This is a genomic window from Streptomyces sp. NPDC002825 (assembly GCF_040295385.1).
GTDB lineage: Bacteria > Actinomycetota > Actinomycetes > Streptomycetales > Streptomycetaceae > Streptomyces.
The window spans coordinates 54,401-80,281 of record NZ_JBEOVH010000024.1 but is presented as its reverse complement, the minus strand read 5'-3'; the positions used below and the strand labels follow the sequence as shown (position 1 = coordinate 80,281).

Sequence of the window (25,881 nt, the reverse complement as noted above, 5' to 3'; positions counted from 1 at the left end):
GCGACTCGCACAGGCACAGTCCCTACGATGGCGCGGTGACCAGTACCGCACCCGAGGCCCTGGAGGGCCAGCACCCCATGGCGGCGCCCGTGGCAGAGCCCTCTTCGTGGCAGCAGAGGCTGCGGCGCTTCGGCTACACCCCGCCCGGCCGGGACGCCGCGCCGATCGGGCTGCGCGAGCGGCTCGTCCCCCCGTACACCCGTCCGTCCGAGCGGACGTGGTCGCTGCTCGGCATCGGCCCCGGCGGCGCCGACCGGCTGTGGCGGCTGCTGGCCTGGGGCGGTCCGCTCCTGGTCACGGTGGTCGCGGGCCTGCTGCGGTTCTGGAACCTGGGCAAGCCGCACGCGGTGATATTCGACGAGACGTACTACGCCAAGGACTCCTGGGCCCTGATCAACCAGGGGTACGAGGGGGCCTGGCCGAAGGACATCGACAAGACGATCCTCACCGACCCCGGCTCGGTCCTGGTCCCGACCGATCCCGGGTACGTCGTGCACCCGCCGATGGGCAAATGGGTGATCGGCGTCGGCGAGAAGCTCTTCGGCTTCGAGCCCTTCGGCTGGCGCTTCATGGTGGCGCTGCTCGGCACGCTGTCCGTGCTGATGCTGTGCCGGATCGGCCGCCGCCTGTTCCGCTCGACGTTCCTCGGCTGCCTGGCGGGCCTGCTCCTGGCCGTCGACGGACTGCACTTCGTGATGAGCCGCACCGCGCTGCTCGACCAGGTGCTGATGTTCTTCGTGCTCGCCGCCTTCGGCTGTCTCGTCCTGGACCGGGACCGGACGCGGGCGCGGCTCGCGGCCGCGCTCCCCGAGGACGAGGAGGGGGTGCTGCGGCCGGACGCGGAGGTCGCGGAGGCCCTGCGCCTGGGCTGGCGGCCGTGGCGGCTCGCGGCCGGCGTGTCCCTGGGCCTCGCGGCGGCGACCAAGTGGAACGGCCTGTACGTGATGGTCGCGTTCGGTCTGCTGACCGTCCTGTGGGACGTCGGCGCCCGCCGCACGGCCGGCGCCGTCCGCCCGTACCTCGCGGTGATCAAGAAGGACCTGGTCCCGGCGTTCGTGTCGGTGGTGCCGGTGGCGATCGGGACGTACCTGGCGACGTGGAGCGGCTGGCTGGCCACCGACAAGGGCTACTTCCGGCACTGGGCCGAGGACCACGACAGGGCGGTCGGCGGCGGCACCTGGGGCTGGCTCCCGGACTGGCTGCGCAGCCTCTGGCACTACGAGTCCGAGGTGTACACCTTCCACGTCGGCCTCACCTCGCCGCACACCTACCAGTCGAACCCCTGGTCCTGGATCGTCCTCGGCCGTCCCGTCTCGTACTTCTACGAGTCCCCGGCCCCCGGCACGGCGGGCTGCCCGGTCACGGCGAAGGAGAAGTGCGCCCAGGAGGTCCTGGCCCTCGGCACCCCCCTCCTGTGGTGGGCCGCCTGCTTCGCGATCCTCTACGTCCTGTGGCGGTGGGCCTTCCGCCGCGACTGGCGCGCGGGCGCGATCGCCTGCGGCATCGCGGCCGGCTGGCTCCCCTGGTTCCTTTACCAGGAACGCACCATCTTCCTTTTCTACGCGGTCGTCTTCGTGCCTTTCCTGTGTCTGGCGGTGGCCATGATGCTGGGCGCGATCATCGGCCCCCGTGGCTCCTCGGAAAGACGCCGCACTTTCGGCGCGGTGGCGGCGGGCTGCCTTGTGCTGCTCATCGTCTGGAATTTCATCTACTTCTGGCCCATCTACACCGGCACGCCCATTCCGATGGACCAGTGGCGGGCCCGGATGTGGCTCGACACCTGGGTGTAGGACCTCTGCCCCGCCTCTCCTCCCGGTGGTACGCGTCTGACAGAAGTGGCGAATGTTGCTCGACACACGCAAGAGACGCTGCTTGACTTGACGGCCACCTGGGGAGGGGAGGCGCAGTCATGCGCAGTGGGATCAAGGTCACGATCGTCGGGGGCGTGTTCCTCGTCGTGGCCAGTGGGGTCGGGTACGGGGGGTACAACCTCTGGACGGGGATCACGGGCGGCGAGGCGTCCGTGGGCGCCGAGGCCGGTGACGCACCGAAGACCGGGCCCGTCACCGAGGACGAGGTCACGGCCACCGCGAAGGACTTCCTGGCCGCCTGGGCCGCCGGGGAGTCGGACCGGGCGGCCCAGCTGACGAACGATCCGGTCTCGGCGGGACCCGCGGTCCTGGCGTACCGGGAGGGGGCGAAGGTCTCGAAGGCCGTCATCACGCCGGGGGCTGCCGTCGGGCCGAAGGTGCCGTTCACGGTACGGGCGACCGTCACGTACGAGGGCGTGTCGAAGGACCTGTCGTACAGCTCCGAACTGACCGTGGTGCGCGGGCAGACCACCGGCCGTCCGCTGGTGAAGTGGCAGCCGACCGTCCTCCACCCGCGGCTGACCACCGCCGGGACCCTGCGGACGGGCGTCGCCAAGACCGCCGAGGTGAAGGCCGTCGACCACGAGGGCGTGGAGCTGACGGCGGAGAAGTACCCCTCGCTCGGGCCGGTCCTGGCCGAACTCCGCAAGCGGTACGGGTCGAAGGTCGACGGCACCGCCGGCGTCGAGACCTGGATCGACTCGGGCAGCGAGGCCGTCGCCGACACCCCCCTCCTGGTCCTGCGGAAGGGGAAGCCGGGCACGCTGAGGACGACCATCGACGCGGACGTCCAGGCGGCGGCCGAGAAGGCCGTCAAGCAGTTCGGCTCGGCCTCGGTGGCGGCGATCGAGCCGTCGACGGGGGCGATACGGGCGGTCGCCAACAGCCCCGGCAAGGAGTTCAACACCGCGCTCCAGGGCCAGCAGGCCCCCGGCTCGACGATGAAGATCGTCACGGCCGCGATGATGATGCAGCACGGTCTGGCGACGCCCACCACCCGGGTCGAGTGTCCGCCGGAGGTCCTGTCGCGGGGCAGGACCTTCCAGAACCTCGAGAAGTTCAGCATCAGCGGCGGCACCCTCACCGACGCGTTCAGCCGCTCCTGCAACACCGCCTTCATCAAGGCGATCAGCAAGCTCAGCGACAAGGGCGTCGCGGACACCGCCCTCGGCACCACCGCCCGCCGCTGGTTCGGCATCGGCGAGGAGTGGAACATCGGCGTCCAGGCCTCGGACGGCAGCGTCCCCGAGTCGGCCGGCAGCGAGACGCCCGCCTCGTACATCGGGCAGGGCAAGATCACGATGAGCGCCCTGAACGTCGCCTCGCTCTCCGCGACCGCCAAGAACGGCCGCTTCCTCCAGCCCTACCTGGTGGCGCAGGACCTCGACGACCGCGAGTTCGCCACGGCGGAGCCGCTGCCCGCCGACGTCGCCACAGGGCTGCGCCGGATGATGAAGGCGGCGGCGACGACTGCGCAGGGCACCGCGACGAACGCGATGTCGGGGGTGCCGTCGCCCAAGGGTGCCAAGACCGGCTCGGCCGAGGTCGACGGCCAGGGCACGTCCAACAGCTGGTTCACCGGCTACTCCGGCGACCTCGCCGCGGCGGCCGTCGTCCAGGCAGGCGGCCACGGCGCCGACGCGGCGGGCCCGGTGGTGGCGAAGGTCCTGAAGGCGGGGTGACCGTAAGGGCGGGGCGGGGCGCGCATGCCCCCGTGAAGGGGAAGCGCGCCCGCTCGCGCCAGGGGTCTCGTCCGCCGGAACCCGGTCGCGTGCCCCGTACACCGACCGCTAGCGTGCGGGGCATGACGACCGACGAGGATTCCGCCTCCGCCGCCCACCCCCAGTTCGCCGCCGCGCTCCAGGACTTGGGGCTCGACGTCGAGATCCGTCGTTTCCCGGACGAGACCCGCACCGCCCAGCAGGCCGCCGACGCGATCGGCTGCGCGGTCGGCGAGATCGTGAAGTCGCTGATCTTCGCGGCCGACGGGGTGCCGGTCCTGGTCCTGATGGACGGCGCGTCGCGGGTGGACGTCGGGCGGGTGCGTCAGGAGCTGGGCGCGGAGAAGGTGACCCGGGCCGACGCGAAGGTGGTGCGGGAGACGACGGGGTACGCGATCGGGGGCGTGCCGCCGTTCGGGCACCGCACCCGGACGCGGGTCCTCGCCGACCGCGGCATCCTCGACCACGCGGTGGTGTGGGCGGCGGCGGGCACCCCGCACACGGTCTTCGCGATGGACCCGAAGACGCTGGTCACGCACGCCGGGGGCACGCTCGTGGACGTCCGCGAGCCTGCCGAGTGACCCCCCTCGTCACGCTCGCGGTCCTCGTCGCGGCCGTCACGCACGCCGGCTGGAACGCGATCGCCCACCACATCAAGGACCAGCTGCTCTCCTTCACGCTGATCTCCGGCGGAGGGGCGCTGATCGGTCTGGCCGTGGCCTGCTTCGTGCCGCTGCCGGCGGCGGGGGCGTGGCCGTACCTGATCGTGTCGGCGCTGCTTCACATCGGGTACTACGCCCTGCTGATGCGGTCGTTCACGCTCGGGGACTTCGGGCAGATGTATCCGATCGCGCGCGGTACGGCTCCGCTGGTCGTGACCGTCATCGCGGCCGTCTTCCTCCACGAGGTGCCGGGCGGCCGGCAGTTGCTCGGGGTGGCGGTGGCGTGTGCGGGCCTGACGGGCCTGGCGCTGTGGGGCATCCGGGGCAAGGACGCCCGCCCGCACTGGCCGGCGCTTCTGGCGGCGGGGGCGACGGGCCTGTCGATCGCCCTGTACACGGTGGTCGACGGCGTCGGCGTCCGGGCGTCCGGCACGCCGCTGGGCTACATCGGGTGGCTGATGGTCCTGGAGGGCCTCGCGATCCCGGCGTACGCCCTGTGGACCCGCCGCGCGGCCCTCCTCCCCCAGCTCCGCCCGTACGCGGCGCGGGGCCTCCTCGGCGCGGGCCTGTCGGTGTCGGCGTACGCGCTCGTCCTGTGGGCCCAGACGAAGGCCCCGCTGGCCCCGATCGCGGCCCTGCGGGAGTCGTCCATCATCGTGGGCGCGGCCATCGGCGCCGTCTTCTTCAAGGAACGCTTCGGCGCCCCGAGGATCGCGGCGGCGGGCCTGATGGTGATGGGCATCGGGCTGATGCTGCACGCGGGTTGAGGGTCCTCCTCGCGAACGGGACCTAGCCCTCCCCCAGTACCTCCGCGAAGTGCGTGTTCACCGCCAGGAGGCCGCCGTCCACGCGGAGGGTCGTGCCCGTGATCCAGGAGGCGTCCGCGGAGGCCAGGAAGGCGACCGCCGCCGCCACGTCCTCCGGGGTGCCGACGCGGCCCAGGGGGTAGACGCGGTCGCCCAGGGCCGTGAGGTCGGCCTCGCGGCCCGCCCAGGCCCTGGTCGCGATCGTGCCCGGGTTGATCTGGTTGACCCGGACCCCGCGGGGCGCGGCGTCGCCCGCCAGGGTGCGGGTCAGCGACGCCAGGCCCGCCTTGGCCGCGCTGTACGCGTGGCCGCCGAAGTCCGCCTCCGCGTTGACCGAGCCGATCGTCACGATCGCCCCGCGCCCGCCGGCCGCCGCCAGGTGCGGCAGCGCGGCCCGCGCACAGCGGACGGCGCCCATCAGCGTCACGTCCAGCTGGCCGGTCCAGCCCGCGTCCGGTTCGTCCTCGAAGCGGTCCCGGTCGGGGGCGACGGGGGCGAGCGCGTTGTTGACGAGGACGTCCAGACGGCCGAAGGCCGCCACCGCGCACGCGACGGCCGCGTCGACCGACTCCTGGTCGCCGACGTCGCAGCACGCCGCCACCGCCCCGGGGAGTTCCTCCGCCGTCCTGCGCGCCGCCGCCTCGTCGATGTCCGTCACGAGGACCCGCGCGCCCTCCGCCGCGAGCCGCCGGGCGGTGGCCGCGCCGATGCCGCGCGCCGCGCCCGTGACCAGTACCGCGTACCCGTCGAAACGCTCCCTGAGGTCCATGGGACGATCCCAGCATCCCGGAAAACCCTCCCGCAACGCCCCGGTGATCGCCTAACCTCGCAGGTCCTGTGTCACCTGAGTGAGAAGACGGGAAGATGGGTCAGCTCATAGCCGTAGCGGTCATCACGGTCCTGGCTGTCGTCAGCCCCGGCGCGGACTTCGCGATGACCGTCCGGAACAGCTGTCTGTACGGGCGGACGGCGGGCGTCCTCGCGGCGGTCGGGATCGCGGCGGGCGTGCTCGTCCACGTCACGTACACCATGCTGGGCGTGGGTCTCCTGGTGTCGCGTTCGCCGGTGCTGTTCACCGCGATGAAGCTGATCGGCGCCGCGTACCTGGTCTACATCGGGTACAGGACCTTCGTCACCAGGTCCCAGGTGGACATCGACCTGTCGGACGGCACCGGCCTGTCGAGGGCGGGGGCGCTGCGCACCGGCTTCCTGACGAACGCGCTCAACCCGAAGACCATGCTCTTCGTGCTGAGCACCTACACCCAGGTCGTCAGCGCCGACACCCCCGTCCTCCAGCAGGCCGGCTACGGCCTGTTCATGTCGTTCGCGCACCTCGTTTGGTTCGGTCTCGCCGCGGTCCTCTTCTCCCACCGGGCCCTGCGCGCCCGGCTGTTGCGGAAGCAGACCGTGCTCAACAAGGTCATCGGGACGGTGCTCGTCGGACTCGGGATGGTCCTGGCGCTCACGCCGGCCGTCGCCTGATCCCGCCGGTCAGCCGGCGGACACGCGCTCGACGCGCGGTGCGGCGATCGCCCGGTAGTCCTCGGCGGAGAGGGCGATCGAGCGGTCGAGCCGGGCCGCGTTGAAGAAGAACTCCGGCTGGACCAACAGGTCGGGGTCCACGATCAGTTCGAGCCGCTCGTCGAAGGAGAAGGGCAGGATCGTGCCGCTCGGGGAGCCCGCGAGCTCCTCGGCGGTCTCCGGGGAGGCGAAGGAGACGTACGTGCCGCCGTACAGCGCCTTGACGGCGTCGAGGTCGATGCGCCGGTCGCCCGGGACGACGACGAGCGCGAAGCGCTTCTCCTTCTTGCCGATCTTCACCATGGCGATGATGCACTTGGCGGCGCGGTCGAGCGTGTGGCCGCGCAGCGCGCTGACCGCCTCGGTGGCGCCCTCGGGGGCGTGCTCGATCACCCGGTAGGCCGCGCCGCGCTCGTCGAGGAGGGCGAGCAGCTTCTCGTACGTGTCCCCGGCGACGTCCGTGGCGTCCGTGGTCATGCGGTTCCTCCGGCTTGCAAGTGGTCGGTTGCTCGGGCGAGTTGACCCTACGCCCGTCGCCGGGGCGCCGGGGCGGCGCGACACCCGGACCACCGGTCCCGGGCCGCCGCCTCAGGCCTCCGTGACCGCGCGCACCGCGCGCACCAGGGCCTGGGCGCGCGGGTCGGCCGTGACCGTCTTCCGCATGCCGTTGGTGACGTACCCGAAGGCGATCCCGGCGTCCGGGTCGGCGAAGCCGAGCGAGCCGCCGCGGCCGGGGTGACCGAAGGAGGACGGGCCGAGGAGCGGGCTGGCCGGGCCGTGCAGCATGTGGCCGAGGCCGAAGCGCGTGCCGACCAGCAGCACCTGGTCCGGGCCCGCGGACTCCTCGGTGCGGGCGAGGGTCAGGGTGGCGGGGGCGAAGAGGCGCTCCGCGCCGTCGACGGGGCCGAGGGTGGCGGCGTAGAAGCGGGCCAGGGCGCGGGCCGTGGCGACGCCGGCCGAGCCGGGCAGTTCGGCGGCGCGGTAGACGGGGTCGTTCTCGTCGGGCTTGGGGTCGATGACCCCGAAGGCGCGCCGGGTGAGGGAGCCGGGGTCCTGGTAGGCCGCGGTGACGGAGCGCTTGGGGCGGAGCTTGAGGGCGCCGCTGCCGGGCGGGTCGATCTCCTCGACGGGGCCGAGCCGGCCGACCCGGTGGCCCTCGGCCTCGGGCAGACCGATCCACAGGTCGAGGCCGAGGGGGCCGGTGATCTCCTCGGCGACCCAGCGGCCTATCGTGCGGCCGGTCGCCCGGTGGACCAGGCCGGAGAGCAGCCAGCTGAAGGTGTGGGCGTGGTAGCCGTGGGCGGTGCCGGGCTCCCAGACGGGGGCCTGGGCGGCTATCGCGCGGGTCGCCGTGTCCAGGTCGACCGCTTCGGCGAGGCTGAGGGGCCGGTCGAGGACGGGCACGCCGGCCCGGTGCGCGAGGAGCTGCCGCACGGTGACCCGGTCCTTGCCGTGGGCCTTGAACTCGGGCCAGTACGAGGCCACGGGGGCGTCCAGGTCGAGCTGCCCGCGCTGGTGCAGGAGCAGGGGGACGGCGGCTGAGACGCCCTTGGTGGCGGAGCGGACGACCTGGGCGGTGTCCGCCGTCCACGGATCCGTACCGTCGGCGTCCTTCGTGCCCGCCCACAGGTCGACGACCTTCTCGCCGTCGCGGTGGACGGCGACGGCCGCGCCGCGCTCGCCCCGCTGCTCGAAGTTGTGCAGGAACGCGTCCCTGACCGGCTCCCAGCCCGCCGCCACCGTGCCCTGGACGTCCACCTGACCCACACTCTCTCTCGTACGACCGACTCCCCATGGTGCAACGCGAGGGGGGACGGCCGGATTCCGGGGTCAGGTGGACGTCCGGGGTGGTCAGACGAGGTTGATCGTGAAGCGCCTCACGCCCGGTCCGTCCGGCTGGGAGTGGACCGAACCACGAGCCCTGTCGTACTTCCCGGTGCCACCGGTGATGGCGTTGTCGAAGGGACCCTGGTTGAGGTAGTTGAAGTACATCCCCTGCACGGTGAGCTCGCCGTCCGGGAGGACGTAGGTCGCGACGCACTGCTCCGCTTCATCGACCACCATCGGGTCCCCGCCCGTGGTGGTGGTGCAGGTGACGTGGCTCTCGCCGATCTTGGTGTGCGTCTCGTCCGAGAAGTACGAGAGGTCCGAGCGGGCGACGACCCGATCGCCCTGCGAGACGCTGCCTTCGAGGACGGGGAAGCGGTGCAGCTCCTGCACCACGGCCCGGAGCGTGATGACCCGGGCCGCCTTGCCCCGGGAGTGGGCGGAACCGGTGTCCGGCGCGGCGGCGGACGCGAGCGGGGTGCAGGTGAGAAGGGTGACCAGCGTGGCCGTGCCGAGACAGGCGGCTCTGATGGGGCGCATGATGCGACTCCTGAGGGGGTGTTCATGAAGGGGATCGAACGGCGAACTGCCGTCCGATTCCCTTCATAACCTCGGCCCCGCCCCCGCACGGAGCGCCCCGGCACGACCCACCGGCAGGTCCAGCCGGTCGGACCAAAGTCAGGCGACGGAGCTCGGTACGAAGCCGAACGGCAGCTCCAGCCGGTGCCGGGCCATCAGCTCCTCGTCCGAGAGGATCGCGGCGGTCGGTCCGTCCTCCGCGATCACGCCCTCGCTGAGGATCACCGAGCGCGGGCAGAGCTCCAGGGCGTACGGCAGGTCGTGGGTGACCATCAGGACCGTGACGTCCAGCGCCTTGAGGATGTCGGCGAGCTCGCGGCGCGAGGCGGGGTCCAGGTTGGAGGACGGCTCGTCGAGGACGAGGATCTCCGGCTCCATGGCGAGGACGGTCGCGACGGCGACCCGGCGGCGCTGCCCGAAGGACAGGTGGTGCGGGGGCCGGTCGGCGAACTCCGCCATGCCGACCTTCTCCAGGGCGCGCAGCACGACGGCCTCCAGCTCGGCGCCCCGCACCCCGGCAGCCGCCGGGCCGAAGGCGACGTCCTCGCGGACGGTCGGCATGAACAGCTGGTCGTCGGGGTCCTGGAAGACGATGCCGACCTTCCGCCGGATCTCGGCCATGTGCTTCTTGCCGACCGGCAAACCGGCGACGGTGACGCTGCCCGCGCCGCCGGTGAGGATGCCGTTGAGGTGGAGGACGAGCGTGGTCTTGCCCGCGCCGTTGGGGCCGAGGAGGGCGACGCGCTCGCCGCGGCCGACGGTCAGGTCGACGCCGAAGAGGGCCTGGTGGCCGTCGGGGTACGCGTACGCGAGGCCGCGTACGTCCAGCGAGGCGGTCATAGGGTCCATCCCAGGAGGCAGATCAGGAGTGCGGTGAGCGGCAGCGCGGCGGCGTACGCCCACTGGGCGCGGGTGGCGGTCACCTCGTCGATGACCGGCATGGTGCCGGTGTAGCCGCGGCTGACCATGGCGAGGTGGACGCGTTCGCCGCGCTCGTACGAGCGGATGAAGAGCGCGCCCGCGGACTTGGCGAGCACGCCCCAGTGGCGGACGCCCTTCGCCTCGAAGCCGCGGGAGCGGCGGGCGACGGACATGCGGCGCATCTCGTCGGTGATGACGTCGCCGTACCGGATCATGAACGAGGCGATCTGGACGAGCAGCGGCGGCAGCTTGAGCCGCTGGAGGCCGAGGACCAGGGCGCGCAGTTCGGTGGTGGAGGCGAGGAGCACCGAGGCGGCGACGCCGAGGGTGCCCTTGGCGAGGACGTTCCAGGCGCCCCACAGGCCGGGGACGGACAGGGACACTCCGAGGAGCTCCGTCTGCTCGCCGGGGACCACGAAGGGCATGAGCAGCGCGAAGGCGACGAACGGGATCTCGATGAGCAGCCGTTTGAGCAGGAAGCCGGCCGGGATCCGGGCCTGCACGGCCACGGCTCCGAGGAGTGCGGCGTAGAGGGCGAAGGCCCAGACGGCCTCGCGGGGCGTCGAGACGACGACCACGACGAAGCCGAGGACGGCGGCGAGCTTGGTGTGCGGGGGCAGCTCGTGGACCGGCGAGTGCCCGTGCCGGTAGAGCTTGTGGGCTCCCCCATGGCCTCCGGCATGGGAGGTACCCCCACCCGCTCCCATGTCAGGCCTCCAGGGCGGCGGTCTTGCGGCGGCGGACGATCCAGAAGGCGCCGGTGCCGGCGGCCAGGGTCGCGCCGACGCCGATGACGCCGGCGAGGCCGCCGGAGAGCCGGGGGGCCTCGACGCCCTTGACGCCGTAGTCGGCGAGGGGGGAGTCGGCGGCGGCGTGCTGTTCGACGTTCTTGTCGATGCCCTGGTCGGCGGCGACCTTCTCCAGGCCGTCGGGGCTGGCGGAGGCGTAGAAGGAGACGAAGCCGGCGAGGACGAGGGCGGTGACGAGGCCGCCGGCCCACAGCTTCTTCGGGGACCCCGCTGAAGGGCGGGGCGCCGGGGCCGCGTCGATGAGTTCGCCGTCGACGCGGAGCTTGAGCGGCGCGGTCAGGCCGCGGGCGCCGTACACGAGGTCGGGACGGACGGCGACGACGGCGCCGACGGTCAGCATGGTGATGACCGCCTCGCCGATGCCGATGAGGACGTGCACGCCGACCATGGCCGTGAGGACCTTGGAGACGGGGACGTCGGTGGTGCCGCCGATCGCGTAGATGAGGGTGAAGGCGGCGGCCGCGGCCGGTACGGAGACGAGCGCGGCGAGGAAGGAGGCGACGGTCACCGAGCGGCGGGTGCGCGGCAGGACGAGGACCAGGCCGCGGAAGAGCGCGTAGGCGACGACGACGGTGACGACGCCCATGACGGTGATGTTCACGCCGAGGGCGGTGAGGCCGCCGTCGGCGAAGAGGATGCCCTGCATGAGCAGGACGACGGCGATGCACAGGACACCGGTCCAGGGCCCGACGAGGATCGCGGCGAGCGCTCCGCCGAGGAGGTGTCCGCTGGTCCCGGCGGCGACCGGGAAGTTCAGCATCTGGACGGCGAAGATGAAGGCGGCGACGAGGCCCGCGAGCGGCGCGGTCCGCTCGTCGAGTTCTCTACGGGCTCCGCGCAGGCCGACGGCGACGGCGCCGGCGGCGACGACTCCGGCGGCGGCCGATACGGGTGCGTTGATGAATCCGTCAGGTACATGCACGTCGGAATCATAAGGCGTTACTGCAAAGGGCTTGCAAGAGCGCATCAGTCACAGAACACCGGCGCCCGGGCGCACGTGACCCCGCGCACACCTTCCGCCGCACAGGCATGCCCCGCGCCCCGGCCGGGAAAGCGTGGGACATTGGTAGACAAGAGGACAAAAGGTGAGGAGTCACCCCATGGCCGCCGTAGACGCCCACGCAATCGACGACCAGGCCAAGGGGCGGATCATCAGCGACGCGCCGCTCTCCCGCCCCGTCCCCGTGACCCTCCGCTACGACCCGGACCTCTCCCCCGCGACCGTCCGCTTCGTCTTCCCCGGCCCCGTCGAATGGTCCTTCCCGCGCGCCCTCCTGGAGACGGGCCTGCGCACCCCGACGCGCCGCGGCGACATCGGCGTCTGGCCCTGCGGCCGCGTCCAGACGGTCGTCGAGCTCCACCGGGACGACGGGGTGACGGTCGTGCAGTTCGACACGACGGCGCTGCTCCGCTTCCTGAAGCACACGTACGCCGCCAGTACGTCGATGACGACACACTGACGGCGTACGGGGACCGGGCCGGGGCTCAGACCTTCACGAGGTCCGGCTTCGCGGCGCCGGGCTCGGCGGTGGCCCCGGCGAGGCCCTCGCCCTCCACGTCCACGTTCGGCAGGATCCGGTCCAGCCACTTCGGCAGCCACCAGGCCTTGCGGCCGAGCAGCGCGAGGACGGCCGGGACGATCGCCATGCGGACCACGAAGGCGTCGAAGAGGACCGCCGCCGCGAGGCCGAAGCCGATCATCTTGACCATCTGGTCGTCCATGCCGATGAAGCCGGAGAAGACCGCGATCATGATCACCGCGGCTGCGGTGACCACCCGGGCGCTGTGCCGGAAGCCGGTCACGATCGCCTCGCCGGGACGCTCGCCGTGCACGTACGCCTCGCGCATCCGGGTGACGAGGAAGACCTCGTAGTCCATCGCGAGACCGAAGACGACACCCACCATGAAGATCGGCATCATCGACATGATCGGGCCGGTCTGCTCGACCCCGAAGAGGCTGCCGAGCCAGCCCCACTGGAAGACCGCGACGACCGCGCCGAGGGCCGCGACCACCGAGAGCAGGAAGCCGAGGGCCGCCTTCAGCGGGACGAGGACCGAGCGGAAGACCAGGGTCAGGAGCACGAAGGCGAGGCCGACGACGAGCGCCAGGTACGGCACGAGCGCGTCGTTCATCTTCTGCGAGAAGTCGATGTTCATCGCGGTGGCGCCGGTGACGAGCACCTCGTCGCCCGTGGCGTCGCGGATGTCGTGGACCAGGCTCTCGGTGGCGGTCGAGGACGGCCGGTCCTTCGGGACGACGGTGATCATCGCGGCGTCGCCGGCCTTGTTCGGGGTCGCGGGGGTGACCGCGGCCCAGCCGTCGAGGCCCTTGATCGTGGAGACCGTCCTGTCGGCGGTCGCCTTGTCGCCGTCCACGACGACGAGCAGCGGGCCGTTGAAGCCGGGGCCGAAGCCGTCGGACAGCGCGTCGTACGCCCGGCGCTCGGAGGTGGAGGTCGGCTTCACGCCGTCGTCCGGGAGGCCCATCTCCAGGGAGGAGGCGGGCACGGCGATCGCGCCGAGGCCGAGGACGCCGACGATCAGCACCATCAGCGGGCGGCGGATGACGAAGCGGGCCCAGCGGGTGCCGCCGTTGGGCTTGTCGCTCGCCTTGGCGGTGCCCTTGCGCTGCTTGCGGCTGACGACCTTGTCGCCGGCGAAGCCGAGCAGGGCCGGGATGAGGGTGAGCGCGATCAGTACGGCGATCACGACCGTGGCGGCGGCGGCGAAGCCCATCTTCGTCAGCATCGGGATGTTGACGACGGCCAGGCCGACCAGGGCGATGACGACGGTGAGTCCGGCGAAGACGACGGCGGAGCCGGCGGTGCCGACCGCGCGCCCGGCGGCGTCCTCCTTCTCGCGGCCCTCGGCGAGCTCCGCGCGGTAGCGGGAGACGATGAAGAGGGCGTAGTCGATGCCGACGGCCAGGCCGATCATCGACGCGAGCGTGGAGGTGGTGGTGCCGAGGTCCAGGACGTTCGCGAGCGCGGTGATCGACGAGACGCCGATGCCGACGCCGATGACCGCGGTGAGCAGCGGGAGCCCGGCCGCGACGAGCGAGCCGAAGGTGATGACGAGCACGATGCCGGCGAGGACGATGCCGATGGCCTCGCTCGCGCCCTGCTCGGGCATGGTCTGGAGCGCGTCGCCGCCGATCTCGACGGTCAGCCCCTTGCCCTGCGCGTCGTGGCCGGTGTCCTTGAGGGCCTCGCGGGTCTCGTCGGTCAGCTCCATGGCGTTGACCTTGTAGGAGACCGAGACGTAGGCGGTGGAGCCGTCCTGCGAGACGGCGTGCGCGGTGTACGGGTCGGTGACCTGGACGATCTGGTCCGAGCCGGACTTGAGCGCGGCGACGGTCTCCTCGACGACGGCCTTGTGTGCCGGGTCGGTCATCTTCTGGCCCTCGGGGGCCTTGAAGACGACGCGGGCGGTGGCCCCGTCGGCTCCGGCGCCCGGGAAGCGCTCTTCGAGCAGGTCGAAGGCGCGCTGGGCCTCGGTGCCGGGGATGGAGAAGGAGCTGGAGGTGGCGGTGGGCGCGGTGGCGGCACCGACGCCGGCGATCGCGAGGAGCGCCACCCAGAGGAGGGCGACGAGCCGTCGGCGCCGGAAGGCGGTGCGGCCCAACTTGTAGAGGAACGTGGCCACGGGGGCGTACTCCCATTGTGGGGCGGGACAGGGCATGGGGAGCCGGCCCGACGGCGTGAGCGGTTCGTCGTCAGGTGGAGACAGGGGTGGAGCAGGGTCAGGCGCCGAGTGAGGGGAGCACCACGGCGTCGAAGTAGGCGCTGAGGAACGCCTTGTCGACCGGCTGATCCTCGATCAGCGGGCGGGCGATGAACGCACCGATCAGCATGTGCGGGACGAGCTTCAGCGCCGGGTTGTCGGCGGGGATCTCGCCCCTGTGGACCGCTCGGCGCAGCACCTCGTCGAGGCCGTTCATCTCGGGTTCGATGAGCAGCTCGCGCAGCGCCCGGTGCAGTTCGGGGTTGGTGTGGATGGCGTGGGCGAGGCCCCGCATGAGCGCGGCGTCCTTGTCCATCTGGCAGTCGTCGGTCCGTTCGAGCATCTCCGCGATGTCGCCCCGCAGGGTGCCGGTGTCGATCTCGGTGAGGCTGACCGGCTTGTTGTGCCGCAGGGCGCGGGCGACCAGCTCGGGCTTGCTCCCCCACTGGCGGTAGAGGGTGGCCTTGCTGGAGTGGGTGCGGGCGGCGACGGCGTCCATGGTGAGGGCGTCGTAGCCGACCTCGCGGAGGAGGTCGAGCACGGCCGCGTACAGCTCGGACTCCCGCTCGGGAGTGAGTCTGCTGCGTGCCATGGCCGTTCTCCGATCCGAACGAAACGGTTTCGTACACCACGACGATATACCCACCCCCTCAGCGAAACGAAACCGTTTCGTACGTGTCCTGGGCCACACTCCCCAGGACGCCCGCATACACGTACGAGTTGCCTGACCCCCTCCGCGCGGAAAGCATGAACAGGTGAGTGACGACGTCGCGTATCTCCGTTTTCCGCACCTCCACGACGACCTGCTGTGCTTCGCCGCCGAGGACGATCTCTGGCTCGCCCCGCTCGTCCCCGAGGGCCACCGCCCCGGCCGGGCCTGGCGCCTCACCGTCGACCGGACGCGGGTCGGACACCCGCGCTTCTCGCCGGACGGGCGCCACATCGCGTACACGAACTGGCGCAGCCTCGACCCCGAGATCCATCTCGCCCCCGTCGACGGCGGCGCCGCCCGGCGGCTCACCTACTGGGGCTCCACCGACACCCGGGTCTGCGGCTGGACGCCCCCCGACAAGGACGGCCGCTCCGACATCCTCGCCGTCTCCTCGCACGGGCAGCCCTTCTCGTACTACTCCTGGGCGTACACCGTCCCCACCGACGGCTCCCCCGGCCTCCGCATGCCCTGGGGCCCCGTCTCCGACATAAGCGTCACCGACGACGCCGCGATCACCGGCCACGACGGCGAGCGCCGCACGCTCCTGCTCACCGGGAAGCCGCCGCACGAGCCGGCCGCCTGGAAGCGGTACCTGGGCGGCGCCACCGGCCGCCTCTGGCTCCACGGGCAACGGCTCCTGCCCGACCTCGGCGGCCACATCGACGCCCCCATGCCCGTCGGCGGACGGATCGCCTTCCTCTCCGACCACGAGGGCATCGGCAACCTCTACTCCTGCCTGCCCGACGGCACCGACCTGCGCCGCCACACCGACCACGACGACTTCTACGCCCGGCACGCCTCCAGCGACGGCCACCGGGTCGTCTACCAGTGCGCGGGCGAGCTGTGGATCGTCGACGCCCTCACCGCCGACTCCCGCCCCCGCAAGCTGGAGGTGCGGCTCGGCGGGCAGCGCGTCGGCCGGCGCCACTACCAGGTGCCCGCCGCCCACCACGTCGACGCGGTCTCCGTCGACGAGACCGGCCGGGCCTCCGCCGTCTCCGTGCGCGGCAGCCTGTACTGGCTGACGCACCGCGACGGCCCGGCCCGCACCATCATCGACACCCCCGGCGTCCGGGTCCGGCTCCCCGAGATGCTCGGCAGCGGCGGACAGGTCGCGTACGTCACCGACGCCGAGGGCGAGGACGCCGTCGAGGTCGCCTATCTGCCGCGCGCCAGCGGCGACCGGCCGCCCCGCAGGCTCGCCTCGGGCGACCTCGGCCGGGTCGAGGAGCTGGTCTCCGACCCGGACGGCGAGCGGCTCGCCATCGCCTCCCACGACGGGCGGCTGCTCCTCCTCGACGCCACCGAGGACTCCAACGGCGAGGTCACCGAACTCATCCGGTCCGTCAACGGGCCCGTCCGCGACCTCGCCTTCTCCCCCGACGGCGACTGGCTGACCTGGTCCCACCCGGGCATCGGCCGCTCCCTGCGCTCCATCAAGATGGCCCGGATCTCCGGACCCGGCGCCCGCACCGTCGTCGACGTCACCAACGGCCGCTTCGAGGACGAGAACCCCGTCTTCACCCGCGACGGCCGCTACCTCGCCTTCCTCTCCTGGCGCGGCTTCGACCCGGTGTACGACGTGCACACCGGCGACCTGTCCTTCCCGCTCGGCTGCCGCCCCTACCTCGTCCCGCTCTCCTCCGCCACGCCCTCGCCCTTCGCGCTGCTGCCCGACGGGCGCCCGGCGGCCGGCGGCCTCGACCCCGCCGACGACGACACCGAGAGCGCCGACGGCACGGTCACCGTCGAGATCGAGGGGCTCCCCGAGCGGGTCACGCCCTTCCCGGTCGCCGCCTCCAAGTACTCGGCGCTGCACCCGGTCAGCGGCGGCGGCCTGGTCTGGCTGCGCTGGCCCATCTCGGGCGCGCTCGGCGAGACCTTCGCCAACCCGGCCGACACCTCCGGCAAGCCCACCCTGGAGCACTTCTCCATCACCAAGGCCCGCAAGAGCGAACTCGCCAAGGACCTCGACTGGTTCTCGGTCAGCGGCGACGGCACCCGGCTCGTGATCGCCGACGAGGGCGAGCTGCGGGCCGTGCCCGCCACCGAGTCCGGCGACGGCGACTCCACCGTCTACCTGGACCTGCGGCGCATCCTCCACGAGATCGACCCGGGCGCCGAATGGCGGCAGGCCTTCGACGAGGCCGGCCGGATCGTCCGCGCCTACTTCTGGGAACCCGAACTCGGCGGGGTCGACTGGACGGCCGTCCTCGACCAGTACCGGCCCCTCGTCGAACGGGTCGCCTCCCCCGACGAGTTCGCCGACCTGCTCCGCGAGGTCATGGGCGAACTCGGCACCTCCCACGCGTACGTCACGCCCGCCCGCCGCAACGAGGGACCGCCGCACTACCAGCGGCCCATGGGCCTCCTCGGCGCCAACCTCGTGCCCCGCGAGGCCGGCTGGACCGTGAAGCGGATCCTGCCCGGCGAGTCCTCCGACTCCAAGGCCCGCTCCCCGCTCGCCGGCACCGGCATCCGCGAGGGCGCCGTCCTCACCCACGTCGACGGCCGGCCCGTCGACCCGGTCACCGGCCCCTACCCGCTGCTCTCCGGCACCGGCGGCACCACCGTCGAGCTCACCTTCACCCCCGCCGAGGGCGAGGGCCGCGCCCGCCGCGTCGCCGTCGTCCCGCTCATCGACGAACGGCCCCTGCGGTACCAGGACTGGGTCGCCAAACGCCGTGCGGTGGTACGGGAGGTCAGCGGCGGCCGCTGCGGCTACCTCCACATCCCCGACATGGGCGGCTCCGGCTGGGCCCAGTTCAACCGCGACCTGCGCATGGAGGTCTCCCGGCCCGCCCTCATCGTCGACGTGCGCGGCAACGCCGGCGGCAACATCAGCGAACTCGTCATCGAGAAGCTGACCCGCCGGATCCTGGGCTGGGACCTCACCCGCAACGCCCAGCCCGTGTCGTACGCCTCCAACGCCCCGCGCGGCCCCGTCGTCGCCCTCGCCGACGAGGCCACCTCCTCCGACGGCGACATGATCACCGCCGCGTTCAAGCTGCTCGGCCTCGGCCCGGTCGTCGGACAGCGCACCTGGGGCGGGGTCGTCGGCATGACCGGCCGCCACCGGCTCGGCGACGGCACCCAGATCACCGTCCCGATGAACGCGGCCTGGTTCCCCGAGTACGGCTGGTCCCTGGAGAACCAGGGCGTCGAACCCGACATCGCGGTCCTGCGCACCCCCCTCGACTGGGCCGAGGGGCGGCACGCCCAGCTCGACGACGCGGTCCACGTCGCCCTCGAACTCCTCGCCGAGACCCCCGCGGCCAGCCCCCCGGCCTACGAGTCCCTCCCGGACCGCTCCCGCCCGAAACTGCCGCCCAGGCCGTCCTAGACGGTCGCCAAGTCCAGCTCGTACGCGGTCCCCGGCTCCCCGTCGTCGAGCGTCACCCCGCCCACGGCGCCGAAGCCGGTCCGGGCGAGCACCGCGCTCGACGCGCCGTTGCCCAGGGGCACGAAGGCGGTCAGCCGGCTGAGCCCGTACTCCTCGACGGCCAGCCGGCACACCTCCCGTACGCCCCGGGTGGCGAGCCCCCGGCCGGTCGCCTTCTCGGCGAGCCGGTAGCCGAGCTCGGCGCTGCCGGCGGCGGCGTCCACGCGGACGAGGTTGACCCGCCCGACGATCTCCCCGCCCTCGGCGACGAGCACATGGAAGTGGTCCTCGCCCGCTTCCTGCGCCGCGATCAGCTCCCGGTGCCGGGCGTCGAACTCGTCGAAGTACGCGTCGCCCCGGTCGGGCACGCGGGCGGCGAAGAAGGCCCGGTTCTCCCGCTCGAAGGCGAGGAGGGCGGGTGCGTGGTCGGGGCGGAGTCGCTCGAGTACGGCCATGGTGATCACCGTACGAAAACCGGTCACCCGGCGCGTACAACTTTTCGGCCGGTCGCCTGTCTGACCGAGTGTGGCGCGCAGTGCGCCAATGCTCTGGGAGGAAAAGACCGTGCCTCACGCCCGCTCGAACCGCCGGCGCCTGGTCGCCGCCGTCACCACCGTTCTCGCCGTGACCCTCGGTGCGGGCGCACTGGCCGTGCCCGCGACGGCCGCGCCCACGGCTCCGGCGACCGTCACGGCGGAGACCGCCGCGACCCCGTTCGCCTTCCCCAAGGACTCCGTCCTCGTCGGCGCCGGTGTGAAGGGCTTCCTCACCCAGACCCCGGGCAGCACCACGAGGCGCTTCGCCTGGTACGGGCAGGACACCGGGACCGGCTACGGCGCCCGCACCTACCTCAACTCGACGCGGACCAACGACTACCTGGTCTTCGAAGGGCACTATCAGGTCACGGTCCGGGACCTGACGACCATGTCGATCTTCGAGGTCCCCCTCGACCCGCTGACCGGCACGCCCGTGTTCGTCGGCTCGGCCGCCGACGCCGTGTTCACCACCGTCGGCCCCGACCTGCGCAAGCACACCAGGGCGGGCGGCACCGTCCCCGTCGCCGGTCTGCCGGACGGGGCGACCGCGGTCGAGATCTCGCCCGGCACCCCCGACGACGCCCTGGTCCGGTTCACCGTGGGCGGCGTGAAGAAGTGGGGTCTCCTCGACCTGGCCACCGACACGGTCGACGAGATCCACGAGCTCCCGGCGGGCGCCACGATCGGCGCGGTCTCCGCGACGCACGTCGCCTGGACCACGGGCACCGGCGTCAACGACGAGGTCCCCGCGCTCTTCCTCCTGGACCGCGCCACGGACACCGTCCAGGAGGTCCCGGTCGTGGACGCGCCCGGCAGCCTCCGGGTCGACCTCGTCGGCGGCTGGGTGGTCTACGGCGACCCGGGCGCCTCCACCGCCGAAGCCCCGAGCCCGCTGTTCGCCCTCACCGCGTACAACCCGGCCACCAAGGAGTCGGTGAAGCTCCTCGACCACCTGACCTCGGCCGCCCCCGCCGGCGACGGCAGCCTGCACGTGCGGGGCGGCAGCCTCGCCCAGGGCGAGGGCATGTACAAGATCACGGCAGACGGGGACAACACCCCGGTCGTCACCTTCGAGGCGACCACCGGCGAGCCCACCGAACTGCAGATCACCGGCAACGACCTCCCGGACCTGGTCGACCTCGACCAGAACGGCGGCAAGGCGAAGTTCACCTGGAACCTGTCCCGGCCGAACGCCGAGGTGAACCTCACCCTGCGGCACACCCGGACCGGGGAAGCCGAGATGTTCAACGACTACACGCTGGGCCGGCGGACCACGGCCTTCGAGTGGCAGGGCGAGTACAACGGCGCCTACACCTGGGAGCTGACCGCCCGTCCGCTCAACGGCATCGGCCCGACCGCGACCGCGACCGGCTCCTTCACCGTGACCCGCACGCCCAAGCCGCACGACTTCGACGACAACGGCGCCCCCGACGTCGTCCTGCGCGACGGGGCCGGCCGCCTCTGGCGGGCCGACACCTCCTACGGCACCAGGCTCCAGGCCGATCCGCACCGGCAGATCGGCACGAACTGGCAGATCTACGACCGGATCGAGGCCACGGGAGACCTCGCGGGCTCCACGGTCGGCGACCTCGTCGGCCGGGACACCGCCGGCGTGCTGTGGCTCTACCAGGGCAACGGCACCGGCGGCTTCGGCACCCGGACGAAGATCGGCGGCGGCTGGCAGATCTACACCGAGCTGGCGGGCGGCTCCGACCTCACCGGCGACGGCCGCGCGGACCTGGTCGCCACCGACAAGGCGGGCGACCTGTACCTCTACAAGGGCACGGGCAGCGCCACCGCGCCCTTCGCGCCGCGCAAGAAGATCGGCTACGGCTGGGGCATCTACAACCAGCTCACCGCCACGGGGAACCTCGCCGGAGGCCCCGCCGGAGACCTCCTGGCCCGCGACAAGGCCGGTGTCCTCTGGCTCTACCTCGGCAAGGGCGACGGCACCTTCGCGAGCCGTGTGAAGGTCGGCGCCGGCTGGAACGCGTACAGCCAGATCGTCGGCGTCGGCGACGCGAACAGGGACGGCCGCCCCGACGTCATCGGCTTCGGCCCGACCGGCGAGTACCTCCACCGCGGCACCGGCGACTGGCGCGCCCCCATGCTCCCCGCGCAGTCCGCGAGCGTGACCCTCGGCGGCGGCCCGTTCAACGGCATCGCCTGACCCCGGCACAGGTGAAGGCGCACCCGGTCTCCCGGGTGCGCCTTCCGCAAGGACGGGCCGACGTCAGGCGTCGTAGTCCATGTCGAAGCGGTCCTGCTCCGCCTGCTGGGCCCGGCGGGTCTCGTCGTCGGCGCGCTCGCGGCCCTTGGAGGCGCGCTGGGAGGCCTCGTCCTTCGCCTTGCCGGCGGCCTGCTTGGCCTTCTCGGCGGCCTGCTTGGTCTTGTCCTTGAACTGGTCCTGCATGCCCATGGAAGTTCACTCCTAGAAGGGTGAGAGGGGCCGGGGCAGTGTGCCTCTCCGGCCTCGACCAGCCTCGCACGAGCGAACACGCCACGCATTTCGATCAGTTACGGACAGCTACCGCGAGGCGGACCCCTCCCGACCGCTACCGCGAGGCCGACCCCTCCCGACCGCTACCGCGAGGCCGACCCCTCCGCCCGCGCCTGCTCGTCCGCCGCGCCGCCCGCGCCCACCAGGCCCTTGGAGACCGAGCCCAGGCGCGGCTCGAAGCGCCGCATCTCGCGCTGTCCCACCGTGGCGATCAGGCTCGGCAGGTAGCCGCGGACGGACTGCATCCCGCGCAGCCACCACTGTGCGTACACATGGGCCGAGCGCCGCTCGATGCCCGCCACGATCCGGTCGACGGCGGGGCCGAGGGGGTACGTGCGGTTCGAGGGCCACGGCAGCCGCTGCCGCAGCTCCTTCATCACGTCGTCCTGGTCCGCGCCCCGCACCATGTCCGTGTCGGTCCAGGACAGATAGCCGACGCCGACCTTCACGCCCTTGTACGCGACCTCGGCGCGCAGGCTGTGCGCGAACGCCTCGACGCCCGACTTGGAGGCGCAGTACGCCGTCATCATCGGGGCCGGGGTGATGGCCGCGAGCGAGGCGATCTGGAGGAAGTACCCCCGGGACTCCATGAGGACCGGCAGGAACGCCCGGCCCGTCACCGCCCCGCCGATCAGGTTGACCTCGATGACCCGCCGCCAGGCGGCCGGGTCGGAGTCGACGAACGGACCGCCCGCCGCGACACCGGCGTTGGCGACGACGATGTCGACCTTCCCGAACCGTTCCTTCACCTCGGCCGCGACCCGGGCCATCGCCTCGTGGTCGGTGACGTCGGCGTGCCACCAGTCGGCCTCGGTGTGCAGCCGCCCGGCGACCTCCTTGAGCTGCTCCGGCTCCAGGCCGACGAGCGCGATCTTCGCACCGCGCGCGGAGAGCTTGCGGGCGAGGAGCTCCCCGACACCGCGGGCGCCGCCGGTGACGACCGCGACCTGTCCTTCCAGGCTCACCCTGCTCATGCCCCTGCCTCCTCGTTCTTCTGCACGCCCAGGCCGACGCCCAGGTACGTGAGGGTCAGTTCGCGGATCTGCGCGGTGACGGCCTCGGGGGCCTCCACCGGTGTCATGTGGCCCATGCCGGCCAGCGTGACGAGGCCCGTGCAGTGCGGCAGCGCCTCCGCCATCGCCCGGGAGTGGACGGCCGGGGTGAGCCGGTCTGCGGTGCCGACGAGCACGGCCACCGGCACCCGGAGCTCCCGCAGGCCCGGTTCGAGGTCGAGCCCGGCCAGGACCTGCGACCAGCCGTACCGGGCGCCGCGCGGGCAGGCGTGCACGATGCGGGCGCAGGCCTCGACCTTGTCCGGCGACGAACCCGGTCCCATCGTCGCGTACCTCAGGATCTTCTTCGAGACGGCGTTGACGGGGCCGAGCGGTGCCTTCGAGCCGAGGACGGCCGCGGTCAGCCGGCTGCGCAGCCCGCCGGGCCGCAGCGGGACGACGGTGGCCTCGGCGGTCAGCCGGGAGGGCCCGGTGGAGCAGAGCAGGACGGCGGCGGCGTGCTGCCGGAAGCCGGGCCGCGCGGCGGCGGCCATCATCGTCATGCCGCCCATGGAGTGACCGGCCAGGACGGCGCGCTCGCCGGGACCGAGGGTGGTGGCGAGCACGGCTTCCAGGTCGTCGGCGAGCGCCGTCGTGGAGTAGCCGGCGCCGCCGGTCGCGGCGGGGGCCGGCGACCGGCCGTGGCCGCGCTGGTCGTAGGCGATGACCCGGTGGTCGGCGGCGAGGGACCGTATCTGCTCGGCCCAGAAGGCGATCGAGCAGGTCCAGCCGTGGGCCAGGACGACGGCGGGCGCGTCCTCGGGGCCGTACACCTCGACGTGGACGGGGGTGCCGTCGGCGGAGACGGCGGTGAGCGCGCGGGGGGCGGGAAGGCTGTGGAGCGTCACTTGGCGGTCTCCTTCTTCCGGGGGGTACGGGCGGGCCCGGGGGCCGGTTCCGTCGCGCGGATCACCTCGTACTCGGAGAGGTCGACCTGCCGGGTCTCGCGCCGGAACTCGGCCGTGGTGCCCGGCCACAGGGTGGTGTTGCGACCGCTGGCGTCGAGGTACCAGCTGTTGCAGCCGCCGGACTTCCACACGGTCCGCTCCATCCGGGTCTGGACCTTGCGGTTCCAGGCGTTCACGGCGGAGGGGCGGACGGCGAGGGCGGCGCGGCCACCGAGCAGGTCGATCTGGCGGAGGTAGTCGGCCAGGTAGTTCAGCTGGGACTCGATCATCAGGATCATGGAGGAGTTCCCGAGGCCGGTGTTCGGCCCGATGATCATCATGAGGTTGGGGAAGCCGCCGGCGGTGGCCCCGCGCAGCACCTGGACCCCGTCCTTCCAGGACTCGGCGAGCGTGTGGCCCTCGGCGCCGGTGACGCGCTCGGCGATCGGGATGTCGGTGACGTGGAAGCCCGTGCCGAAGACGATCGCGTCGACCTCGGTCTCGGTGCCGTCGGCGGCGACCACGGTCGAGCCGCGGACCTCGCGGAGCCCGGCGGCGACGACGTCCACGTTGGGCTGGGCGAGCGCCGGGTAGTACGTGTTGGAGAGCAGGATCCGCTTGCAGCCGATCCGGTACGAGGGCGTCAGCCTGGCCCGCAGCTCCGGGTCCTTGATGGAGCGCGCGATGTTGGCCTTGGCGAGCTTCTCGACCAGGCCGAGTTCGTTCGGGTGCTTGGTGAAGGCGCCGACCTGGAGCTCGCGGATGCCCCAGAGGATGCCCCGGCGCAGGGTCGCGGTGGCCGGGAGCGTGCGGTGGAGCCAGCGCTCGGGGGCGCTGATCGAGCGGTCCATGCGGGGCATGACCCAGGGGGGCGTGCGCTGGAAGAGGGTGAGCCTTCCGACCTCGCGCTGGATCTCGGGCACGATCTGGATGGCGGAGGCGCCGGTGCCGACCATGGCGACGCGCTTGCCGCGCAGGTCGTAGTCGTGGTCCCAGCGCGCCGAGTGGAAGACCTTGCCGGGGAAGTCGGCGAGGCCGGGGATGTCCGGGATCTTGGGGTCGGAGAGCGGTCCGGCGGCGGAGACGAGGACCTCGGCGCTGAAGGTGCCGCCGCTCGTCTCGATCTCCCAGCGCAGCGTCTCCGCGTCCCAGCGCGCCCGGAGCATCTCGTGGTTCAGGCGCAGGTGCGGGCGGATCCCGAAGGTGTCGGTGACGTGCTCCAGGTAGGCGCGGATGTGGTGCTGTCCGGAGAAGGTGCGGGGCCAGTCCGGGTTGGGCGCGAAGGAGAAGGAGTAGAGGTGGGACGGGACGTCGCAGGCGCAGCCGGGGTAGCTGTTGTCGCGCCAGGCGCCGCCCACGGAGTCGGCCCGCTCCAGGACGACGAAGTCGGTGATCCCCTCGCGGCGGAGCCGGACGGCGGCCCCGATGCCGCCGAATCCCGACCCGATCACCGCCACCCTTACGTGCTCGTGCTTCGCCATGCCGCCTCCCGTGCGCCCGGCCAAGATTCCGCCAGCAATCACTGGCACAGTCGGGACTGTAGAGCAGCTCCATACCGAGCGGTAGGGGTACGACGAGGGAAAGTTACCGGCGGTACAACATAGGCTGGCGGGTGTGGCAGAAGGATCACGTCCCGAGACGGGCGCACAGGACGGCCCGCACGAGGCCGCGGGGGCAGGCGTGCGCGAGTACCGCATGGAAGAGCTGGCCACCGCCGCCGGCATCACCGTGCGCACCCTGCGCTTCTACCGCGAGCGCGGCCTGATCCCACCGCCCCGCCGCGAGGGCCGCATCGCCTGGTACGACGACAACCACCTGGCCCGGCTGCGCACCATCGCCGCCCTCCTGGAGCGCGGCCACACCCTCAACGGCATCGCCGACCTCACCGCCGCCTTCGAGAGCGGCCGCAACGTCCGCGAGGTCCTCGCGCTGCCCGCCCCCTCCGAGGAGGAGCCCGTCCGCCTCACCCCCGAGGAGCTCGCCGACCACTTCGCCGGCGAGGTCACCGCCGAGAACCTCGCCGCCGCGCTCGACCTCGGCTACCTCGTCACCGACGGCGAGGAGATCGTCCACATCAGCCGCCGGCTGCTCGACGTCTCCGCCGCCCTCGTCCGGGAGGGCGTCCCGCTCGCCGAGGTCCTCAAGGCGGGCGCCCGCGTCCGCGAACACGCCGACGCCCTCGCCGAACTCTTCACCGAACTCCTGCGCACCCACGCCGAGGACGACGACCTGTGGCGGCTGCGCCCGCTCGCCAAGAGCGTGGTCGAGGCCGAGTTGTCGATGGCCCTCGACCGGCGGCTGCGCCCCGGAGGACCGGCCTCATGACCGCCTGACAGGTTCTTCAACAGTTCTTCATCACCTCCGCCCTACGG

23 protein-coding genes are annotated in these 25,881 nt (G+C 72.5%); 9 read left to right on the top strand and 14 right to left on the bottom strand.

The genetic code is table 11. The features are described from left to right. The first annotated feature begins 35 nt into the window (after positions 1 to 35). From ABT041_RS26920 to ABT041_RS26905, 4 genes are all read left to right on the top strand, one after another. On the top strand, positions 36 to 1,790 hold the full coding sequence (locus ABT041_RS26920) for a dolichyl-phosphate-mannose--protein mannosyltransferase (protein WP_502976600.1): 1,755 nt from the start codon (positions 36 to 38) through the stop codon (positions 1,788 to 1,790). A gap of 119 nt (positions 1,791 to 1,909) precedes the next feature. Further along, positions 1,910 to 3,553 (top strand): penicillin-binding transpeptidase domain-containing protein, encoded by a 1,644-nt coding sequence (locus tag ABT041_RS26915; protein ID WP_351188767.1) that lies wholly within the window; start codon positions 1,910 to 1,912, stop codon positions 3,551 to 3,553. A 122-nt stretch (positions 3,554 to 3,675) separates the two neighbouring features. Next, positions 3,676 to 4,173 (top strand): YbaK/EbsC family protein, encoded by a 498-nt coding sequence (locus ABT041_RS26910; RefSeq protein ID WP_351188764.1) that lies wholly within the window; start codon positions 3,676 to 3,678, stop codon positions 4,171 to 4,173. After that, a complete protein-coding gene (locus ABT041_RS26905) occupies positions 4,170 to 5,021 on the top strand; it encodes an EamA family transporter (RefSeq protein ID WP_351188761.1) in 852 nt (283 codons plus the stop codon). The genes ABT041_RS26910 and ABT041_RS26905 overlap by 4 nt, the downstream gene beginning before the upstream one ends. Before the next feature lie 22 nt (positions 5,022 to 5,043). Here the strand turns inward: ABT041_RS26905 and ABT041_RS26900 are convergent, their stop codons facing one another. Then, on the bottom strand, positions 5,044 to 5,829 hold the full coding sequence (locus tag ABT041_RS26900) for an SDR family NAD(P)-dependent oxidoreductase (protein WP_351188758.1): 786 nt from the start codon (positions 5,827 to 5,829) through the stop codon (positions 5,044 to 5,046). Positions 5,830 to 5,924: 95 nt separating this feature from the next. Here ABT041_RS26900 and ABT041_RS26895 point away from each other — a divergent pair, with 95 nt between their 5' ends. Further along, entirely contained in the window at positions 5,925 to 6,542 is a 618-nt protein-coding gene (locus ABT041_RS26895) for a LysE family translocator (protein WP_351188755.1), read from the top strand. A gap of 9 nt (positions 6,543 to 6,551) precedes the next feature. Here the strand turns inward: ABT041_RS26895 and ABT041_RS26890 are convergent, their stop codons facing one another. From ABT041_RS26890 to ABT041_RS26865, 6 genes are all read right to left on the bottom strand, one after another. After that, positions 6,552 to 7,058: a YbaK/EbsC family protein gene (locus ABT041_RS26890; protein ID WP_351188752.1), complete on the bottom strand. Its 507-nt coding sequence runs from the start codon at positions 7,056 to 7,058 to the stop codon at positions 6,552 to 6,554. A gap of 111 nt (positions 7,059 to 7,169) precedes the next feature. Further along, on the bottom strand, positions 7,170 to 8,339 hold the full coding sequence (locus ABT041_RS26885) for a serine hydrolase domain-containing protein (protein ID WP_351188894.1): 1,170 nt from the start codon (positions 8,337 to 8,339) through the stop codon (positions 7,170 to 7,172). 93 nt (positions 8,340 to 8,432) lie between these two features. Further along, positions 8,433 to 8,948: a hypothetical protein gene (locus tag ABT041_RS26880; protein ID WP_351188750.1), complete on the bottom strand. Its 516-nt coding sequence runs from the start codon at positions 8,946 to 8,948 to the stop codon at positions 8,433 to 8,435. 138 nt (positions 8,949 to 9,086) lie between these two features. Continuing rightward, a complete protein-coding gene (locus ABT041_RS26875) occupies positions 9,087 to 9,827 on the bottom strand; it encodes an energy-coupling factor ABC transporter ATP-binding protein (protein WP_351188749.1) in 741 nt (246 codons plus the stop codon). After that, positions 9,824 to 10,615, bottom strand: a complete 792-nt coding sequence (gene cbiQ / locus ABT041_RS26870; protein ID WP_351188747.1) for a cobalt ECF transporter T component CbiQ — start codon at positions 10,613 to 10,615, stop codon at positions 9,824 to 9,826. The genes ABT041_RS26875 and cbiQ overlap by 4 nt, the downstream gene beginning before the upstream one ends. 1 nt (position 10,616) lies before the next feature. Further along, complete coding sequence (locus tag ABT041_RS26865) at positions 10,617 to 11,639, bottom strand: energy-coupling factor ABC transporter permease (RefSeq protein WP_351188745.1); 1,023 nt, start codon at positions 11,637 to 11,639, stop codon at positions 10,617 to 10,619. 178 nt (positions 11,640 to 11,817) lie between these two features. Between ABT041_RS26865 and ABT041_RS26860 the strand changes: the two genes are divergently transcribed. Next, complete coding sequence (locus tag ABT041_RS26860; protein ID WP_351188743.1) at positions 11,818 to 12,177, top strand: SsgA family sporulation/cell division regulator; 360 nt, start codon at positions 11,818 to 11,820, stop codon at positions 12,175 to 12,177. A gap of 25 nt (positions 12,178 to 12,202) precedes the next feature. Here the strand turns inward: ABT041_RS26860 and ABT041_RS26855 are convergent, their stop codons facing one another. Continuing rightward, positions 12,203 to 14,362, bottom strand: a complete 2,160-nt coding sequence (locus ABT041_RS26855) for an MMPL family transporter (protein ID WP_351188740.1) — start codon at positions 14,360 to 14,362, stop codon at positions 12,203 to 12,205. A gap of 97 nt (positions 14,363 to 14,459) precedes the next feature. Beyond that, entirely contained in the window at positions 14,460 to 15,032 is a 573-nt protein-coding gene (locus ABT041_RS26850) for a TetR/AcrR family transcriptional regulator (protein ID WP_351188738.1), read from the bottom strand. A gap of 163 nt (positions 15,033 to 15,195) precedes the next feature. Between ABT041_RS26850 and ABT041_RS26845 the strand changes: the two genes are divergently transcribed. Continuing rightward, positions 15,196 to 18,495, top strand: a complete 3,300-nt coding sequence (locus ABT041_RS26845) for a S41 family peptidase (protein ID WP_351188735.1) — start codon at positions 15,196 to 15,198, stop codon at positions 18,493 to 18,495. Here ABT041_RS26845 and ABT041_RS26840 read toward each other — a convergent pair. Continuing rightward, a complete protein-coding gene (locus ABT041_RS26840) occupies positions 18,492 to 18,989 on the bottom strand; it encodes a GNAT family N-acetyltransferase (protein ID WP_351188732.1) in 498 nt (165 codons plus the stop codon). The two genes, ABT041_RS26845 and ABT041_RS26840, sit on opposite strands and share 4 nt — an antisense overlap. 109 nt (positions 18,990 to 19,098) lie before the next feature. On the opposite strand from ABT041_RS26840, the gene ABT041_RS26835 reads away from it, so the two are divergent. Then, on the top strand, positions 19,099 to 21,240 hold the full coding sequence (locus tag ABT041_RS26835) for an FG-GAP-like repeat-containing protein (protein ID WP_351188730.1): 2,142 nt from the start codon (positions 19,099 to 19,101) through the stop codon (positions 21,238 to 21,240). 63 nt (positions 21,241 to 21,303) lie between these two features. Here the strand turns inward: ABT041_RS26835 and ABT041_RS26830 are convergent, their stop codons facing one another. The 4 genes from ABT041_RS26830 to ABT041_RS26815 form a co-directional block, all read right to left on the bottom strand. Next, complete coding sequence (locus tag ABT041_RS26830) at positions 21,304 to 21,489, bottom strand: hypothetical protein (protein WP_351188727.1); 186 nt, start codon at positions 21,487 to 21,489, stop codon at positions 21,304 to 21,306. Positions 21,490 to 21,653: 164 nt separating this feature from the next. Next, positions 21,654 to 22,544, bottom strand: a complete 891-nt coding sequence (locus ABT041_RS26825; RefSeq protein WP_351188725.1) for an SDR family oxidoreductase — start codon at positions 22,542 to 22,544, stop codon at positions 21,654 to 21,656. After that, positions 22,541 to 23,470, bottom strand: a complete 930-nt coding sequence (locus tag ABT041_RS26820; RefSeq protein ID WP_351188722.1) for an alpha/beta fold hydrolase — start codon at positions 23,468 to 23,470, stop codon at positions 22,541 to 22,543. Before ABT041_RS26820 ends, ABT041_RS26825 begins: the two co-directional genes overlap by 4 nt. After that, positions 23,467 to 24,990 (bottom strand): flavin-containing monooxygenase, encoded by a 1,524-nt coding sequence (locus ABT041_RS26815; protein WP_351188720.1) that lies wholly within the window; start codon positions 24,988 to 24,990, stop codon positions 23,467 to 23,469. The genes ABT041_RS26820 and ABT041_RS26815 overlap by 4 nt, the downstream gene beginning before the upstream one ends. 214 nt (positions 24,991 to 25,204) lie before the next feature. Here ABT041_RS26815 and ABT041_RS26810 point away from each other — a divergent pair, with 214 nt between their 5' ends. Then, entirely contained in the window at positions 25,205 to 25,834 is a 630-nt protein-coding gene (locus ABT041_RS26810) for a MerR family transcriptional regulator (RefSeq protein WP_351188891.1), read from the top strand. The last annotated feature ends 47 nt before the right edge of the window (positions 25,835 to 25,881 follow it).